Source organism: Nocardiopsis lambiniae, assembly GCF_031845465.1.
GTDB classification, from domain to species: Bacteria; Actinomycetota; Actinomycetes; order Streptosporangiales; family Streptosporangiaceae; genus Nocardiopsis; species Nocardiopsis lambiniae.
The window spans coordinates 265,462-281,913 of the sequence record NZ_JAVREP010000003.1; the positions used below are offsets into that span (position 1 = coordinate 265,462).

13 protein-coding genes are annotated in these 16,452 nt (G+C 71.9%); 10 read left to right on the plus strand and 3 right to left on the minus strand.

The genetic code is table 11. The features are described from left to right. Positions 1–77: 77 nt before the first annotated feature. The 3 genes from mshD to RM479_RS07225 all read right to left on the minus strand — a co-directional run bounded on the left by mshD (position 78) and on the right by RM479_RS07225 (position 3,454). On the minus strand, positions 78–1,073 hold the full coding sequence (gene mshD / locus RM479_RS07215) for a mycothiol synthase (protein ID WP_311510933.1): 996 nt from the start codon (positions 1,071–1,073) through the stop codon (positions 78–80). 113 nt (positions 1,074–1,186) lie between these two features. After that, positions 1,187–2,296: a hypothetical protein gene (locus tag RM479_RS07220; protein WP_311510934.1), complete on the minus strand. Its 1,110-nt coding sequence runs from the start codon at positions 2,294–2,296 to the stop codon at positions 1,187–1,189. A 390-nt stretch (positions 2,297–2,686) separates the two neighbouring features. Next, positions 2,687–3,454, minus strand: a complete 768-nt coding sequence (locus RM479_RS07225) for a winged helix-turn-helix transcriptional regulator (RefSeq protein WP_311510936.1) — start codon at positions 3,452–3,454, stop codon at positions 2,687–2,689. A 109-nt stretch (positions 3,455–3,563) separates the two neighbouring features. Between RM479_RS07225 and RM479_RS07230 the strand changes: the two genes are divergently transcribed. From RM479_RS07230 to RM479_RS07275, 10 genes are all read left to right on the plus strand, one after another. Beyond that, a complete protein-coding gene (locus tag RM479_RS07230) occupies positions 3,564–3,821 on the plus strand; it encodes a MoaD/ThiS family protein (protein ID WP_274812539.1) in 258 nt (85 codons plus the stop codon). 34 nt (positions 3,822–3,855) lie between these two features. Next, on the plus strand, positions 3,856–4,122 hold the full coding sequence (locus tag RM479_RS07235; RefSeq protein WP_311510938.1) for a glutaredoxin family protein: 267 nt from the start codon (positions 3,856–3,858) through the stop codon (positions 4,120–4,122). Positions 4,123–4,466: 344 nt separating this feature from the next. Continuing rightward, positions 4,467–5,156 carry a redox-sensing transcriptional repressor Rex gene (locus RM479_RS07240; protein ID WP_311510939.1) on the plus strand — a complete coding sequence of 230 codons (690 nt, stop codon included), beginning with the start codon at positions 4,467–4,469 and terminating at the stop codon, positions 5,154–5,156. A 159-nt stretch (positions 5,157–5,315) separates the two neighbouring features. Next, complete coding sequence (locus tag RM479_RS07245; RefSeq protein ID WP_274812512.1) at positions 5,316–6,791, plus strand: glutamyl-tRNA reductase; 1,476 nt, start codon at positions 5,316–5,318, stop codon at positions 6,789–6,791. After that, the gene (gene hemC / locus RM479_RS07250; RefSeq protein WP_311510940.1) at positions 6,788–7,765 is read left to right on the plus strand and encodes a hydroxymethylbilane synthase; all 978 of its coding nucleotides are present in this window, start codon (positions 6,788–6,790) and stop codon (positions 7,763–7,765) included. Before RM479_RS07245 ends, hemC begins: the two co-directional genes overlap by 4 nt. Before the next feature lie 94 nt (positions 7,766–7,859). After that, on the plus strand, positions 7,860–9,542 hold the full coding sequence (locus RM479_RS07255) for a bifunctional uroporphyrinogen-III C-methyltransferase/uroporphyrinogen-III synthase (RefSeq protein WP_311510941.1): 1,683 nt from the start codon (positions 7,860–7,862) through the stop codon (positions 9,540–9,542). 47 nt (positions 9,543–9,589) lie between these two features. Continuing rightward, entirely contained in the window at positions 9,590–10,588 is a 999-nt protein-coding gene (gene hemB, locus RM479_RS07260) for a porphobilinogen synthase (protein ID WP_311510942.1), read from the plus strand. Between the two features lie 94 nt (positions 10,589–10,682). Next, the gene (locus RM479_RS07265; protein WP_311510943.1) at positions 10,683–11,342 is read left to right on the plus strand and encodes a bifunctional DNA primase/polymerase; all 660 of its coding nucleotides are present in this window, start codon (positions 10,683–10,685) and stop codon (positions 11,340–11,342) included. Positions 11,343–11,786: 444 nt separating this feature from the next. Beyond that, the gene (locus tag RM479_RS07270; RefSeq protein WP_311510944.1) at positions 11,787–13,556 is read left to right on the plus strand and encodes a glycoside hydrolase family 6 protein; all 1,770 of its coding nucleotides are present in this window, start codon (positions 11,787–11,789) and stop codon (positions 13,554–13,556) included. A gap of 227 nt (positions 13,557–13,783) precedes the next feature. Then, the gene (locus tag RM479_RS07275; protein ID WP_311510945.1) at positions 13,784–16,447 is read left to right on the plus strand and encodes a glycoside hydrolase family 48 protein; all 2,664 of its coding nucleotides are present in this window, start codon (positions 13,784–13,786) and stop codon (positions 16,445–16,447) included. Positions 16,448–16,452 lie beyond the last annotated feature (5 nt).

Here is a 16,452-nt window from a genome sequence, read left to right on the forward strand (position 1 = left end):
GAGATGTCGCACTACCGTGGCGACAAAGGGTTTGCCCGGTTAATGTGACAAGCGGCACGTGCGGGCGTGTCGCCCGTTCACGTGTTTCCCACGTCCCGGGAACCGCCCTCCGGCGGCGCGTACATCACGTCGGTGTCCCAGATGTCGAATCCGAGCGAGGTGTACAACCGCACGGCCGCCTCGTTGTCACCGTCGACGTACAGGTGAACCCAGGGCAGTCCGGCGTCGCGCAGGTGCCGCAGCCCCTCCAGCGTCAGCGCGCGGCCCAGGCCGGTGCCCCGCCAGGCGGGGTCCACCCCCACCACGTACACCTCGCCGACGGGCTCGCCGTCGGTCAGCCCGGCGCCGTCGGCGTGCACCTTGGTCCAGTGGAACGCCGCGACCCGACCGTCCTTGGTCGTGGCCAGGAAGAAACCGTGCGGGTCGAACCAGTCCTCGACCTCGCGCTGCAACAGGTCGTCGAGTGTCAGCCGCCCCTGTTCGGGGTGGTGGGCGAAGGCGCGCGCGTTGGCGTCCAGCCAGGCCTGCTCGTCCTGGCCCACCACGAAGGCGCGCAGCCGAACCCGCTCGGCCACCTCGGGGCGCAGCCGGACCTCGGGGAGTTCGGTCGCGCTCGCGGGGCCGCCCCTCTCCCCTCCGGTGATGTCGCGCAACGGCATGCGCATCTTGTGCAGTTCGCGGACGGCCCGCCAACCGTCCCCCTCGGCCACCGACACCGCCTGCGGGGTGCGGCCGTGCGCCCAGACGCGGACCCCGTTCGGTCCGGCGTCGCGGTGGACCGAACGCAGCAGCGCGGTTCCGTGGCCGCGTCCCCGGTGGGGTGGGTCCACGACGACCTCGCCGGAGTCGGGTTCGCCCTCGATGCGTTCGACGAACGCGAAGCCCACGATGCGACCGTCCTCGGCGATCACGTGGAACCGGCTGCTCCCCGAAGGGGCACCGTGGCGGACGCGTAGAAGGGTGTGTTCGGACAGGGGGGCCACGCCGTCGGCTCTACGGGCGGCCTCGGCGAGCGTCAACACCTGGTCGGCCGGTCCGGCCGCCAGGTCGTCGGTGACCAGCGGGGTGCTCATGGACCGAAAGCCTACGACGGCGGGGTCGTAAAGATCCCGTTGGCCTCGCCCCCGAACGGATCCGCCCCGGCCTCGCGGGTGCGGAGCCGGGGCGGATCGGACGGTCCGGGGCATCAGACCTTGCGGCGTCGGCCCTGGTAGACGGCGATTCCTGAACGGACTCGGCGGGTGGGGGCCAGCGGAGCGGCCAGCAACAGGGTGAGCAGGAAGGCGGCCAGCAGCACGGCCGGGGCCATGTTGGGCCCCATGTCGGTGTGCTCGGCGGCCACCTCGGTGCCCTCGGCCGCCTCCTCTGACGTCGGGGTGACCAGCGGCAGTTCCGCCAGGTCCTCCTCGCCGGGCAGCACGTCGGGGAGTTCGGCCTCGTCACGGGGCAGGGTCGGGATGACCGCCTCGCCGGTGGGAGGACTGCTCACCCCGCCGCGCGGAGGGGTCGAGGGGGTGGACGTGTTCGAGGGCGTACCGGGGGGCCGGTTCGCGGCGCTCTCGCCGTTGCCCGGCCGGTCACCGGGGGAGGAGGTCGCGGTCGGGCTCGGACGTCCGGGGCTCTCCGACTCGCTCGGGGAGGGGGTGGACGGTCTCGTGGGCGACTCGGTGGGAGTCGGGCTCGGCGTCGGGCTCGGCGTCGGGCTCGGTGTCGGACCGGGTGTCGGACCGGGAGTCGGGCTCGGTGTCGGACCGGGCGTCGGGCTCGGCGTCGGGCTCGGTGTCGGACCGGGAGTCGGGCTCGGTGTCGGGCTCGGCGTCGGAGCGGCGACGGTGACCGCCCACACGCCCGAGGAGATGGTGTGCCGATCGGCCGTGGAGGTGTCGTCACAGCCGGTCTCGGGGTCGGCGGCCGTGAAGGTCAGGGTGGCGACCACGTCGGTCGATCCGCGCGGGGACCCGGTGACCGCGACCGCGTCGGTCGCGCCGGTGGCGAGCGGTCCGGCGACGAAGCCGTTGACCTGGAACGTGCCGGCGGTCAGATCGATCAGACAGATGTCGAGGGGTCCGGTGTTGCTCACGGTGAGCGTGTTGGGCGGGGCCTGGGCGCCGAGGGAGATCCGATCGGCGTCACGCTCGAAGGAGAGCGCCGCGACCGGCACGGGGTCGCCCGGGAGGGCCGGCTCGGCGGCGGCCGGAGACACGATCGCGATCAGGCTGGAGCCGACGAAGACCGCACCGAGGGCGATGCCGACACTTCGGAGGGTGAGCGGGGTACTCGCGGCGGTGGTGGGCATCGAGGCGGTTTCACTCCTTACGACCGGCGCGCCATGCAGGGGACCCGCACCCGGCCGAGGAGCCACGCCGCGCCTGACCGCTCCCCGTTCCCGGGTGCCCCACAGATCCTAGGGCGTCCTTGCTTCGAACACGAGGCCCCACACACCACCGTTTTTCCCGACCGCCGCCGGCCGGGTCCACCGGGCCGCCCCTCGGTCGGCCGTCACGCTCTCGGGCCTCACCGATCACTCCCGGGTACGACGCCGGGGCGCCCGTCTCGGGTGGTCGTGCCTTCGCGGTCCGGCGCCCGTCTCCGGATACGACGCCGGGGCGCCCGCGTGGTGCGGACGCCCCGGCGGCGGAAGGGGTCCCGGGAACCCCTGAGGCCGAGGGGTGACGGGGTCGGCCGGTCAGCCGGTGGCGGCCTCCGTACGGGCGGCGGGAAGGGCGGCGTCGGCGCCCTCGGTCGACGGCGGCTGCCCCTTGCTGACGGGGTCGGGCACGAACCGGTAGCCGACGTTGCGCACGGTGCCGATCAGCGACTCGTACTCCGAGCCCAGCTTGGCGCGCAGCCGCCGGACGTGAACGTCGATGGTCCGGGTGCCGCCGAAGTAGTCGTAACCCCAGACCTCCTGGAGGAGCTGGGCCCGCGTGAACACCCGGCCCGGGTGCTGTGCGAGGAACTTCAGCAGCTCGAACTCCTTGAACGTGAGGTCGAGGATGCGGCCGCGCAGGCGGGCGATGTAGGTGGCCTCGTCGATGACGAGGTCACCGCGACGGATCTCGTCGGGGTCGTCGGTGCCGGCCTCGGCGGAGCCGACGGCCAGGCGCAGACGGGCCTCGACCTCGGCCGGACCGGCCGAGGTGAGGATGAAGTCGTCGACCTGCCAGTCCGGGGTGAGCGCCGCGACGCCGCCCTCGGTGAGGATCACCAGCAGCGGGCAGTCCAGCCCCGTGGTGTCGAGCAGTCGACAGAAGTTCCGGGCGGCGGCCAGATCGGTGCGCGCGTCGACCAGAATGGCGTCGACCGGAGCACTGGAACCGGCTCCGGCGCCGGACGCCAGGAGTGCGCCGGCTTCGGCGGGCGCCACCCGCACAGAGTGCAGGAGGAGTCCGAGAGCGGGCAGCACGTGATCGGACGGTTCGTTGGAGTTCGTCAACAGAAGCAGATGGCTCATGCGTCTCTTCCCGTCACCCCGCGCTATGCGGACGAACGAAGGCGCCTTTGCCCCCGGTGAAGATTTGTTTAATACGTCGCCTCCGAGCAACACCAAGGATAATCAACAGATGGCGAAGTGCACTATCAGGTACTGGGCGGCGGCCAAGGACGCGGCGGGAATCGCCGAGGACGCGGTCGACGCGCGGACCCTCGAACAGGCTCTCGACGCGGCGCGCCGACTCCATCCCGACGACCGCTTCCTGCGTGTTCTCGGGGTTTCCTCGTTCCTGATCGGCGAGCGCCCGGTGGGTCGCAGGCCGCACGGTGACATTCCGGTCACGGATGGGACTGTGATTGAGGTCCTACCCCCCTTCGCCGGTGGGTGAGGGGTCCGAAAAAGCCGTGGAATCCGGAGGAAACATGACCGAAATCCCTGACTGGGCGGGGCGGGCGCGCGTGGTGATGCTCGGCCGGGAGGGCTGCCATCTGTGCGAGGACGCCTGGCGGATCATCGACGCGGTGGCCGGTGAGTCCGACGCGAGCCGGATCGAGGTGTCGTTGGACGAGGTCGGCACGGCGGACCGCGAGGAGTACTGGGACAAGATCCCGGTCACTTTCGTCGACGGCTCCCGGCACGATTTCTGGCGGGTGGACGAAGGGCGGCTGCGGGCCGCGTTGAAGGGCTGAAAGCGCGGAGATCGTCGCGTCGCGAAAGTCGTCCGTCATGTGTGAACGGGTTTCCCATTCGGCCCTGGAACGGTCGAGAGGGGACAGGGGATAACACACCGTCCCATCGGTGCCGTTCCGTGCCGTCGGTCGTCGGATCCTCCTCGCCGCGATCGCCCCGGAGGCCCTCGCGGAACGGCCCCGGTGGGAACTTGTGAGCCGACCGTCACAACCGACCCCACTTTGTGCGTGCTTTCACAAGCACGTAACCTAGGGTCCTCGAAGCAGAACTCCCCGGGGGCGTACCCCGGGCCCCGCATCCCCGCGCCCCCGCCCGCACCACCGCCGCTCAGGAGCACCCGCCCGTGACCAGTCGCCCGCCCCGGGAGAGGGGAATCCCGGAGGCCACCGTCGCCCGGCTCCCCGTCTACCTGCGCACGTTGCAGGCGCTCCAGGACCGGGGCACCCTCACCGTCTCGTCGGAGGATCTGGCCTCGGCCGCCGGGGTGAACTCGGCCAAGCTCCGCAAGGACCTCTCCCACCTGGGCTCCTACGGAACGCGCGGCGTCGGTTACGAGGTCCGGTACCTCGTGTACCAGATCTCGCGTGAGCTTGGTCTCACCCAGGACTGGGCCGTGGCCATCGTCGGCATCGGCAACCTGGGGCGCGCACTCGCCAACTACGGGGGGTTCGGGACGCGCGGGTTCCGCATCGCGGCCCTGCTCGACGCCGACCCCACCATGGTGGGCCGGCGCGTGGCGTCCCTGGACGTGGGGCATATTGACACCCTGGAGTCCGTTGTCCGCGACAAGGGCGTCTCCATCGGGATCATCACCACACCGGCCGTCGCCGCGCAGGCGGTCGCGACCCGTTTCGTCGAGGCCGGGGTGAGCAGCATCCTCAACTTCGCCCCGGTCGTGCTGAATGTGCCGGACGGGGTCGATGTGCGTAAGGTCGACTTGTCCATCGAACTCCAGATCCTGGCCTTCCACGCACAACGCCGCAACGGCGACGAGGACCACGGCGCGGAACCGGCGGGACTGGAAATGACGTGAACATCGGGGCCGTGAGGCCCGCACAAGGGTCGTGAGGCCTGCATGGGCGGCGGCGATGAGCGAGCGTGCGCCGCGCTTCGGGGGGTCGCCCGTGGGGGGACGGGCACCCTGCCGGAGCATGGAGAGACGCTGATGTAGTGCCTGCATAGGAGAATGCGGATGAGTGTCCTGGCCGTGGGGTTGAGCCACCGGAGTTCGCCGGTGGCGCTGCTCGAACGCGTGGCGTTGAACGGAGAGACGCGCGCCAAGGCGGTCGAGGAGATGGTCGGCGCCGAGTCCGTCAACGAGGTCATGGTGGTCTCCACCTGCAACCGGACGGAGATCTACGCCGACGTCGACGCCTTCCACGGCGGCGTCTCGGCCATCACCGAGCTCCTGTCGTGGCACACCGGCGTCCCCCTGGGCGAACTCTCCGAGCACATGTACGTGCACTACGAGGAACGCGCCGTCCAGCACCTGTTCTCCGTCACCTGCGGGCTCGACTCCATGGTGCTCGGCGAGGGCCAGATCCTCGGCCAGGTCCGCGACGCCCTCAAGTCGGGGCAGGAGACCGGCTCCGTCGGCCGCGTCCTCAACGACCTCGGCCAGCGCGCCCTGCGCGTCGGCAAGCGCGCCCACACCGAGACCCACCTCGACCACGCCGGCGCCGACATGGTGAGCTTCGGCCTCACCGTCGCCCTGCGCCACCTGGGTCTGGGCCCCACCGGCGGCAACGAGCTGACCGCCGACCGCACCGTCCAGACGATCGGCGCCACGCCCCCGGTCGGCTGCCCCATGTCCGCCGCCGCCGGTGACACCCACCACGCCCCGGGCCTCGCCCGCGCCACCGCCGGCCCCCTGGAGGGCATGCGAGTCCTCATCCTCGGCGCGGGTTCCATGAGCGCCCTGTCCGCCAACACCGTCGCCCGCCAGGGCGCCGCCACCGTCATCGTGGCCAACCGCACCCGCGAGCGCGCCGACCGCCTCGCCGAGTGCCTCACCGAGGCCTACGAGGGCGTCGCCGCCCGCTCGGTGCCCTTCTCCGACGCCGCCGCGACCCTGCCCGCCGTCGACCTCGTCATCTCCTGCACCGGCGCCCAGGGTCTGGTCCTGACCGCCGACGCGGTCGCCGCGGCCACCGCCGACCGCACCCGCCCCCTGGTCTTCCTCGACCTCGCGCTGCCCCACGACATCGACCTCGCCGTCCGCGACCTGCCCGCCGTGCGCCTCGTGGACATCGAGGACCTGCGCCAGGCCGCCACCCTCGGCGGCGGCACCGGCACGGGCCGCGGCGGCGTCCTCGAACTCGTCCGCGACATCGTCGACGAGGAGGTCGCCGAGTTCCGCTCCGTCCGTCGCGCCGCCCAGGTCGCCCCCACCGTCGTCGCCCTGCGCGCGCAGGCCCGCGGCGTGGTCGAGGCCGAGCTGAGCCGCCTGCACGGCCGACTGCCCGAGGACCTGGACGACCGCACCCGTGAGGAGATCACCCGGGCCATGCGCCGCGTCGCCGACAAGCTCCTGCACAGACCCACCGTGCGCGTCAAGGAGCTGGCCGCGGCCCCGGACGGGGAGTCCTACGAGGCGGCCCTGCGCGAACTGTTCGACCTCGACGACACCACGATCACGGCGGTACGACCCGCCCAGGAGAAGGCATGACCGGCAGCACCGGGCCCGCCAGGCTCGCCACCCGTCGCAGCACCATGGCCACCAGCCAGTCGCGGATGGTGGCCGACGCCATCACCGAGCGCACCGGGCGGGCCATCGAGCTGGTGCTCGTCACCAGCTTCGGCGACGTCACCAAGGCCCACCTGACCCAGCTCGGCGGCACCGGCGTCTTCGTCAACGCCCTGCGCGACGAACTGCTCGCCGACACCGTCGACTTCGCGGTCCACTCGCTCAAGGACCTGCCCACGGCACCCGCCGACGGCCTGGTCCTGGCCGCCATCCCCGAACGTGACGACCCCCGCGACGCCCTGTGCGCCCGCGACGGCCTGAAGTTCGCCGACCTGCCCGCCGGGGCCAGGGTCGGCACCGGCTCGCCGCGCCGCGTCGCCCAGCTCGCCGCCCTGCGCCCCGACCTGGTCTACGTGCCGATCCGCGGCAACGCCGAGACCCGCCTGGGCAAGGTCGCCTCCGGTGAACTCGACGCCGTCGTCCTGGCCTACGCCGGACTGGGCCGGGTCGACCGGCTGGCCGACGTCACCGACGTCTTCGACCCCGAGCAGGTGCTCCCCGCACCCGGGCAGGGCGCCCTCGCCGTCGAGTGCCGCACCGAACGCCGCGACGGCGACCTGGCCTACCTCGCCTCCGTCGACGACCCCGCCACGCGGCTCGCCGTCGTCGCCGAACGCGTCGTCCTGGCCGAGCTGGAGGCCGGCTGCGCCGCGCCGGTGGGCGCCCACGCCCGCTACGACGCGGACGGCCGCGAACTGCGCCTGCGCGCCGCCGTCGTCGCCATCGACGGCTCCGAGGCCGTGCGCGGCGAGCGGGCCGCCACCCTCGACGCCGTCACCGACCTGGACGGGGCCGTCGCCCTCGGGCGGGACCTGGCCCGCGCCATGATCGCCGACGGGGCCGACCGGATCGTCGCCGCCGCCTTCGCGGAGAGGGACACACCTTCCGAACCCTGACCCCGCCCGCCGGCGGGCGGGTCCGGATCCGCCGGAATCGACCACTTCTCGGCGCCCGCGCCCCGGGACACGGCCACACAGAGGAGTCCAGCACGTGAACGCCAACGTCAACCCCCTGCCGGAGGAGCAGCGCGCGACCACGCGACCCGGGCACGTCGCCCTCGTGGGCGCCGGACCCGGCGGCGTCGAGCTGCTGACCCTGCGCGGCGCGGAGCTGCTCCGCGACGCCGACGTGGTCATCACGCTGCGCGAGCCCGCCGCCGAGGAGTTGTCCGGCTTCCGCGACGAGCTCCTCACCCACTGCCGCGAGGACGTCACCACCGTCCGGGCCGAGGACATCGGCGACGTCAACGCCTTCGCGGTGGCCCGCGCCCGTGAGGGCCTGCGGGTCGTGCGGCTCTTCTCCGGAGATCCGTTCTTCGGCTGCCGGGGCGCCGATCTGGTCCTGGCCTGCCGTGAGGCCGGCGTCGACGTGGAGGTCGCCCCCGGCGTCTCCTCGATCACCGCCGTGCCGACCTTCACCGGGATCCCCCTCCTGAACGAGGGCGCCACCGAGGTGCGCGTCCTCAACGCCCGCGCCCGAGGCGCCGAGGTCGACTGGCACGAGGCCGCCGCCAGTGACGCCACCCTGGTCATCCTGGGCGGGGACGCCCCCCTCGACGAACCGGCCGAGTTCCAGGGACCCGGCTTCGACGTGCTCTGCAAGACCCTCATCGCCGGCGGGCGCCCCGCCGCCACCCCGGTCGCCGTCGTCCGCGCCGGGGGCACCACCCGCCAGACCACGGTCGCCTCGACCCTGGCCCGTCTGGTCGCCGACCTCAAGGCCAAGGACGCCAAGGGCCACCACCTCACCGCGCCCGCCATGATGATCGTCGGCGCACCCGTCGCGCGCCGGACGGAGCTGTCCTGGTACGAGAGCCGACCGCTGTTCGGCTGGCGCGTCCTGGTGCCCCGCACCAAGGAGCAGGCCGCCGCCCTGTCCGAGCAGTTGAGCGACCACGGCGCGGTCCCCGAGGAGGTGCCCACCATCTCGGTGGAGCCGCCGCGCACCCCGCAGCAGATGGAGCGGGCCGTCCGCGGCCTGGTCACCGGCCGCTACCAGTGGGTGGCCTTCACCTCCGTCAACGCGGTCAGGGCGATCCGCGAGCGCCTGGAGTCCTACGGCCTGGACGCGCGCGCCTTCGCCGGTGTGAAGGTCGCGGTCGTCGGCGAGGCCACCGCCCGCGCCGTCCGCGAGTTCGGCATCCAGCCCGACCTGGCCCCGCCCGCCGACGCCCAGTCCAGTAGTGGCCTGGTGTCGGTGTGGCCGCCCTACGACGCCGAGATCGACCCCATCGAGCGGGTGCTGCTGCCCCGCGCCGACATCGCCACCGAGACCCTGGCCGCCGGTCTGACCGAACTGGGCTGGGAGATCGACGACGTCACCGCCTACCGGACCGTCCGTGCGGCGCCGCCGCCCGCGCCCGTCCGAGAGGCGATCAAGGGCGGCGGGTTCGACGCGGTGCTGTTCACGTCCTCCTCCACGGTGCGCAACCTGGTGGGGATCGCGGGCAAGCCGCACAACACCACCGTCATCGCGGTGATCGGCCCCGAGACCGAGAAGACCGCCATCGAGTTCGGCCTGCGCGTCGACGTGGTGGCGCCCAAAGCCTCGGTTTCGGCCCTCGTGGGGGCACTTTCGGAGTACGGTGCCGCCAAGCGCCTTGAGGCGATCGAGGCGGGCAAGCCCGTCCTCAAGCCGAGCCAGAAGCGTCGTGGCCGCCGCCGCAAGCTCTGAGATCCCGCCCGCGCCCGTCCGACACCACCTTCTCCGGGAGCACCGACATGAACACCACCGGTCACGAAGCGGCCTTCCCCGTCGCCCGGCCGCGCCGCCTGCGCCGGGGCCCGGCCCTGCGCCGCCTGGTCGCCGAGACCAGGGTGGCCCCGGAGAACCTCGTCCTGCCGATGTTCGTCAAGGAGGGGATCCCCGAGCCGGTCGCGATCTCCTCGATGCCGGGCCAGTTCCAGCACACCCGTGACAGCCTGCGCCGGGCCGCCCACGAGGCGGCCGAGGCCGGGGTCGGCGGCGTCATGCTGTTCGGCATCCCGGCGCGCAAGGACGAGCGGGGCTCGGCCGCCGACGATCCGCACGGGATCGTCCAGGAGGCCCTGCGCGACCTGGCCAAGGACGTCGGCGACGCCCTCGTGGTGATGGCCGACCTGTGCCTGTGCGAGTACACCTCGCACGGCCACTGCGGTCCGCTGGAGGCGAACGGGCACGTGGACAACGACCTCACCCTGGAGCGGTACGCGGCGATCGCCGCCGCCCAGGCCGAGGCGGGCGCGGCCGTGGTGGCGCCCAGCGGCATGATGGACGGCCAGGTCGCGGCGATCCGCGCCGGGCTGGACCGGGCCGGGTACGCGCAGGTGCCGATCCTGGCCTACGCCGCCAAGTACGCCTCCTCGTTCTACGGCCCGTTCCGCGAGGCCGCCGAGGGCGCGCCGCGGTTCGGGGACCGGTCCGGCTACCAGCAGGACCCGGCCAACGTCCGGGAGGCGCTGCGCGAGGTGGCCCTGGACGTGGCCGAGGGCGCCGACATGGTCATGGTCAAACCGGGCCTGGCCTACCTCGACATCGTCGCGAAGGTGGCGGAGACGTCCCCGGTGCCCGTGTCCGCCTACCAGGTCAGCGGCGAGTACGCGATGATCGAGGCGGCGGCCGAGCGCGGCTGGATCGACCGTGAGCGGGCCATCCTGGAGACCCTGACGTCGTATCGTCGGGCCGGGGCCGAGCAGGTCCTCACGTACTGGGCAACCGAGGCGGCACGTCTGCTCCGGTAGCGCGACCGGTTCCCTCCCCGGTCGCGGTCGCCGGGTGCGGGTCCGTATCACCAGGACCGCATCTGGAACATCGAGGATCACCGGGGAGGGCTCCATGGCCGATGTGTTGTACCGACGGAAGCGGCGTCCGGCGATGGACGGCATGGTCGACGCCGCGCTGGGCTACGCGGCGCTGGGGTGGCCGGTGGTGCGGGGGACCGCGCCGGGTCACGACCGCGCCTGTACCTGCGATCGGATGGGCTGTCCGGACCCGGCGGCGCATCCGGCCACGATGGCCTGGGGGGTGGAGGCCAGCACCGACGGCGACACGATCCGGCGGTGGTGGGCGGCCGACCCCGAGGCGAACGTGATCCTGCCGACGGGGCGGGTGTTCGACGTGTTCGACGTGCCGCGCGAGGCCGGTGTGATGGCGCTGGCGCGGATGGGCCGGTCGGGCGTGCCGGCGGGGCCGGTGGCGGCACTGGGTTCGCGTTACCTGTTCTACGTGGCGACCCGCTCCCCGGTGGACGAGGACGAGTGGTGGTCCTGCCATCTGGACTGCGTCCCGGAGGCGATCGAGGATATGCCGGGGCTGCGGTGGCACTGCCGGGACAGTTTCGTCCTGGGCGCCCCCTCCCGGTTGTCGGGCGGCGGCAGCGTCTCCTGGATCCGGACCCCGCGCGACGGGGGCGGGACGGTGGTGCTCCCCGATCCGATCGCCGTACTGGGGATTCTCGCGGACGCCAGCGAGGAGTTCACCGAAGGCGATCGGTAGCATCATTGGCATGGGGACTGTTCACTCCAGTCCCACAATTCACTTTGTCCCCTCGGCCCGCCGATAGCTTAATGCCCATTCACCGGCGGGTTCTCCATGGGATGCCGTTCGTCCCGGTACGAAATCTCTTTTTCATTCGCTGTTTACATATCACCATTGCGTGGTTACTCTCATGGGAGCGCTCCCGCACAGAGCGCACATGCCCCTCCAGGCCCTCCCGGGCCCGCCGCCGAGATCCCTCCGATACCCGTACAGCACGGAACGCGCAGAAATGGGAGCGCTCCCGAAAAACGGGTCCACCCCGCCGGAGAAAGCCATGCCCCGCTCACCCCCATTCGCCACGCCCCCCTTCCTCGGATTCCACGCAGTCGTCGCGAGGACCCCCCGTCCGGCGACACCTTCTTTCCTTTCCCTTCGGGTCCCCCAGCCTCAAGGAAGTAGAAGATGAGCAGAATCCACCGTGCCGCGACCTTCGGATCGTCGCGAGCACGAAGAGGCCCGGCCGCGTTCTCCGCCCTCGTGGTGGGCGCCGCCCTGGCCATCGTCCCTTCGACCCCCGCCAGCGCCGATGCCGGTTGCGCCGTGGACTACACGGTCAACGACTGGGGCTCGGGTTTCACCGCGAACGTCGAGATCACCAATCTGGGAGACGCCGTCAACGGCTGGACCCTGGAGTGGTCCTTCCCCGGGAACCAGCAGATCACCAACCTCTGGAGCGGCACCCACACCCAGAGCGGGGCCAACGTCGCGGTCTCCGACGCCGGGTACAACGGCGCCATCGCCGCCGACGGCTCGGTGAGCTTCGGGTTCAACGCCTCCTACTCCGGCTCCAACGCGGCCCCGCTCGCGTTCGAGCTCAACGGCGTCCTGTGCGACGGGGCCGTCGACCCCGACCCGGATCCCGACCCGGACCCGGATCCCGATCCCGACCCGGATCCCGATCCCTCCGACCGCGTGGACAACCCCTATGTCGGGGCCGACGTCTACGTGAACCCGATCTGGTCGGCGAACGCCGCAGCCGAACCCGGCGGTGCCGCCGTGGCGGACCAGCCCACCGGCGTGTGGCTCGACCGCATCGGCGCCATCGAGGGCAACGACAGCCCCACCACGGGCTCCATGGGTCTGCGCGACCACCTGGACGAGGCCCTGGAGCAGGCGGACGGCGACCCCCTGGTGTTCCAGGTCGTCATCTACAACCTGCCCGGCCGCGACTGCGCCGCCCTGGCCTCCAACGGCGAACTCGGCCCTGACGAGATCGACCGCTACAAGAACGAGTACATCGACCCGATCGCCGACATCCTCGCCGACTACGAGGACACCGAGCTGCGCGTCGTGGCGACCATCGAGATCGACTCCCTGCCCAACCTGGTCACCAACGTCTCCGGACGGCCCACCGCCACCCCCGAGTGCGACGTCATGCTGGCCAACGGCAACTACGTCGAGGGTGTGGGCTACGCCCTGGCGTCCCTGGGCGCCATCGGCAACGTCTACAACTACGTCGACGCCGGTCACCACGGCTGGATCGGCTGGGAGGACAACTTCACCGCCTCGGCCCAGATCTTCTACCAGGCCGCCAACGCCGCCGGTGCCACCCCCTCCGACGTGCACGGCTTCATCGCCAACACCGCCAACTACTCGGCGCTGAAGGAGGACCACTTCGCCATCGGCCAGACCATCGGCGGCGTGCCGGTCCGCCAGTCCTCCTGGGTGGACTGGAACAACTACGTCGACGAGCTGGGCTTCGCCCAGGGCCTGCGCCAGGAACTGGTCTCCCAGGGCTTCCCCTCCGACATCGGAATGCTCATCGACACCTCCCGCAACGGCTGGGGCGGCCCCGACCGGCCCACCGGACCGGGACCGCAGACCAGCGTCGATGCCTACGTCGACGGTGGCCGCTACGACCGTCGCATCCACCTGGGCAACTGGTGCAACCAGTCCGGGGCCGGTCTGGGAGAGCGCCCGCAGGCCGCTCCCGAACCCGGCATCGACGCCTACGTGTGGATGAAGCCCCCGGGCGAGTCCGACGGGTCCAGCGAGCTCATCGACAACGACGAGGGCAAGGGCTTCGACCGGATGTGCGACCCCACCTATGAGGGCAACGCGCGCAACGGCAACAGCATGAGCGGCGCCCTGCCCGACGCGCCGGTCGCCGGACACTGGTTCTCCGCCCAGTTCCAGGAACTGCTGGACAACGCCTACCCGCCCCTGAACTGATCCCCCGCCTCTCGGGGATCACCGGCCGGGCGGGGGACGGAATCGACCGCCCCCGCCCGGTCACCCACAGCGAGCACGGATAACCACAGCGTCGGTGCCCACGGCACCCGCACCCACACCACCCGACCCCGCTCCCCGGTCCCGCCCGCGCGGGTGGCGTGGCTCCGCCATGCCCCAACGCGGGCCGGGCCCCGGGGAACCGGGGAACCCGTCCAGGAGGACGCAACGTGCACACCCCCCGCACGGACGCGCGTCGCCCATGGCGCCGTCCCCTCCCCCTCCTCGCGGCCACCGTCCTGACGGCCGCACTGCTCCCGGCCGCACCGGCCGCCGCCGACCCGATCTGCTCGGTCGCCTACAACGTCACCAACGACTGGGGCAGCGGCTTCACCGCCGACGTCACCGTCACCAACCAGGGCCAGGCCGTCTCCCCCTGGAGCCTGGGCTGGGACTTCCCCGGCAGCCAGCGGATCACCAACGCCTGGAACGCCACCGTCTCCCAGACCGGGGCCTCGGTCACCGCGACGGCCCCCGCCTGGGCGCCGGGGCTGGCCACCGGGCAGAGCGCCACGTTCGGCTTCCAGGGCACCGGCTCCGGTGCCGCCCCCACCGAGTTCACGCTCAACGGGGTCTCCTGTGACGACGGTGAGGACCCCGGACCGGAGGAGGGCGAACTGCTCGTCTCCCCGGAGTCCCTCAGCGTCGACCCGGGCGGCTCGGCCACCTTCGACGTCCACCTGTCCTCCGCCCCCGAGGACGACGTCGCCGTGAACGTCGAGCGCACCTCCGGCAGCGACGCCCTCGCCGTCACCGGCGGGGCCGACCTGACCTTCACCGCCGACGACTGGGGCACGGCCCAGGAGGTCACCGTCACCTCCTCCGGCGACGGCACCGGCGACCCGGCCCAGGCCGTGTTCACCGTCGCCGCCGACGGATACGACCCCGTCACCGTCACGGTCCGCGAACGCTCCGGCGCGGCCAACGCCTACGAGGCCGAGTTCCTCACCCAGTACGACAAGCTCAAGGACCCCGACAGCGGCTACTTCCGCGAGTTCGACGGGCTCCTGGTGCCGTACCACTCGGTGGAGACCCTGATCGTGGAGGCGCCCGACCACGGGCACGCCACGACCTCCGAGGCCTACAGCTACTACCTGTGGCTGGAGGCGACCTACGGGCGCATCACCGGCGACTGGGCGCCGTTCAACGCCGCCTGGGCGTCGATGGAGACCTTCATCATCCCGGGCACCTCCGACCAGCCCACCAACGCCTCCTACGACCCGTCCGCGCCGGCGACGTACATCCCCGAGTCCATCGACCCCTCGGACTACCCGATGGAGCTCGACCAGGGTGTGCAGACCGGACAGGACCCGCTCGCGAACGAGCTGAGCAGCACGTACGGGACCGACGAGGTCTACGGCATGCACTGGCTGCTGGACGTCGACAACACGTACGGGTTCGGGTTCTGCGGCGACGGCACCGACGACGCCCCCGGCTACATCAACACGTTCCAGCGCGGCTCCAACGAGTCGGTGTGGGAGACCGTGCCGCACCCCTCATGCGACACCTTCGAGCACGGCGGTCCCAACGGGTACCTCGACCTGTTCACCGACGACGCGAACTACTCCCAGCAGTGGCGCTACACCAACGCCCCCGACGCCGACGCGCGCGCCGTCCAGGTCGCGTACCAGGCCCACGAGTGGGCGAGCGCGCAGGGCAACGAGGCCGCCATCGCCGACAGCGTCTCCGACGCCGCGCGCATGGGCGACTACCTGCGCTACGCCATGTTCGACAAGTACTTCAAGGAGGTCGGCGACTGCGTCGGACCCCAGGCCTGCGCCCCCGGCTCCGGCAAGGACTCCGCGCACTACCTGATGTCCTGGTACTACGCCTGGGGCGGCGCCCTCGGCAGCGCCGAGTACCCGTGGGCGTGGCGCATCGGCGGATCCTCCGCCCACCAGGGCTACCAGAACGTGATGGCCGCCTACGCCCTCTCCGAGGTCGACGCCCTCACCCCCGAGTCGCCCACCGGCGCCCAGGACTGGGCCACCAGCCTGGACCGGCAGCTGGAGTTCATCCAGTGGCTCCAGTCGGCCGACGGCGGCATCGCCGGCGGCGCCACCAACAGCTGGGAGGGCGACTACGGGCAGCCGCCCGCCGGCACCCCCACCTTCCACGGCATGTTCTACGACGAGAAGCCCGTGTGGCACGACCCGCCGTCGAACCGGTGGTTCGGCTTCCAGATCTGGGACATGGAGCGGGTGGCCGAGTACCACCGCATCACCGGTGACGAGCGCGCCGGGGACATCCTCGACGCGTGGATCCCGTGGGCGATCGACAACACCACGGTCGGCACCGACGGCGAGTTCGCCATCCCCGCCGACATGGAGTGGAGCGGCGCCCCCGACACCTGGACCGGGACGTCGACCGGCAACCCGAACCTGCGGGTCGAGGTCGTCTCCCACAACCAGGACGTGGGCATCGCGGCCGGTCTGGCCAAGACGCTCATGCACTACTCCGCCGCCACCGGCCACGAGGAGTCGCTGGAGGTCGCCGAGGGGCTGCTCGACGCGCTGCTGCACCACGAGGACGAACTCGGGATCGCCATCCCCGAGGTGCGCTCCGACTACCGGCGCTTCGACGACCCCTACGACTCGCCCGACGGCGGCCTGTACGTGCCCGACGGCTGGACCGGGACCATGCCCAACGGCGACGTGATCGACTCCGACTCCACGTTCGTGTCGATCCGGTCCTTCTACGAGGACGACCCGGACTGGCCGAAGGTCCAGGCCTACCTCGACGGCGGCCCGGCCCCCGAGTTCACCTACCACCGGTTCTGGTCGCAGGTCGACGTGGCCACCGCACTGGCCGTCCACGGCGAACTCTTCGGCTGACCCAC

Excerpts from the sequence above, each read along its gene's own strand:
- RM479_RS07265 (WP_311510943.1), top strand. The coding sequence starts at position 10,683 with ATGGCCGATGTGTTGTACCGACGGAAGCGGCGTCCGGCGATGGACGGC.
- RM479_RS07225 (WP_311510936.1), bottom strand. The coding sequence starts at position 3,454 with ATGAGCCATCTGCTTCTGTTGACGAACTCCAACGAACCGTCCGATCAC.
- hemC (WP_311510940.1), top strand. The coding sequence starts at position 6,788 with ATGACCGGCAGCACCGGGCCCGCCAGGCTCGCCACCCGTCGCAGCACC.
- RM479_RS07230 (WP_274812539.1), top strand. The coding sequence starts at position 3,564 with ATGGCGAAGTGCACTATCAGGTACTGGGCGGCGGCCAAGGACGCGGCG.
- hemB (WP_311510942.1), top strand. The coding sequence starts at position 9,590 with ATGAACACCACCGGTCACGAAGCGGCCTTCCCCGTCGCCCGGCCGCGC.
- RM479_RS07245 (WP_274812512.1), top strand. The coding sequence starts at position 5,316 with ATGAGTGTCCTGGCCGTGGGGTTGAGCCACCGGAGTTCGCCGGTGGCG.
- RM479_RS07270 (WP_311510944.1), top strand. The coding sequence starts at position 11,787 with ATGAGCAGAATCCACCGTGCCGCGACCTTCGGATCGTCGCGAGCACGA.
- RM479_RS07220 (WP_311510934.1), bottom strand. The coding sequence starts at position 2,296 with ATGCCCACCACCGCCGCGAGTACCCCGCTCACCCTCCGAAGTGTCGGC.
- RM479_RS07235 (WP_311510938.1), top strand. The coding sequence starts at position 3,856 with ATGACCGAAATCCCTGACTGGGCGGGGCGGGCGCGCGTGGTGATGCTC.
- mshD (WP_311510933.1), bottom strand. The coding sequence starts at position 1,073 with ATGAGCACCCCGCTGGTCACCGACGACCTGGCGGCCGGACCGGCCGAC.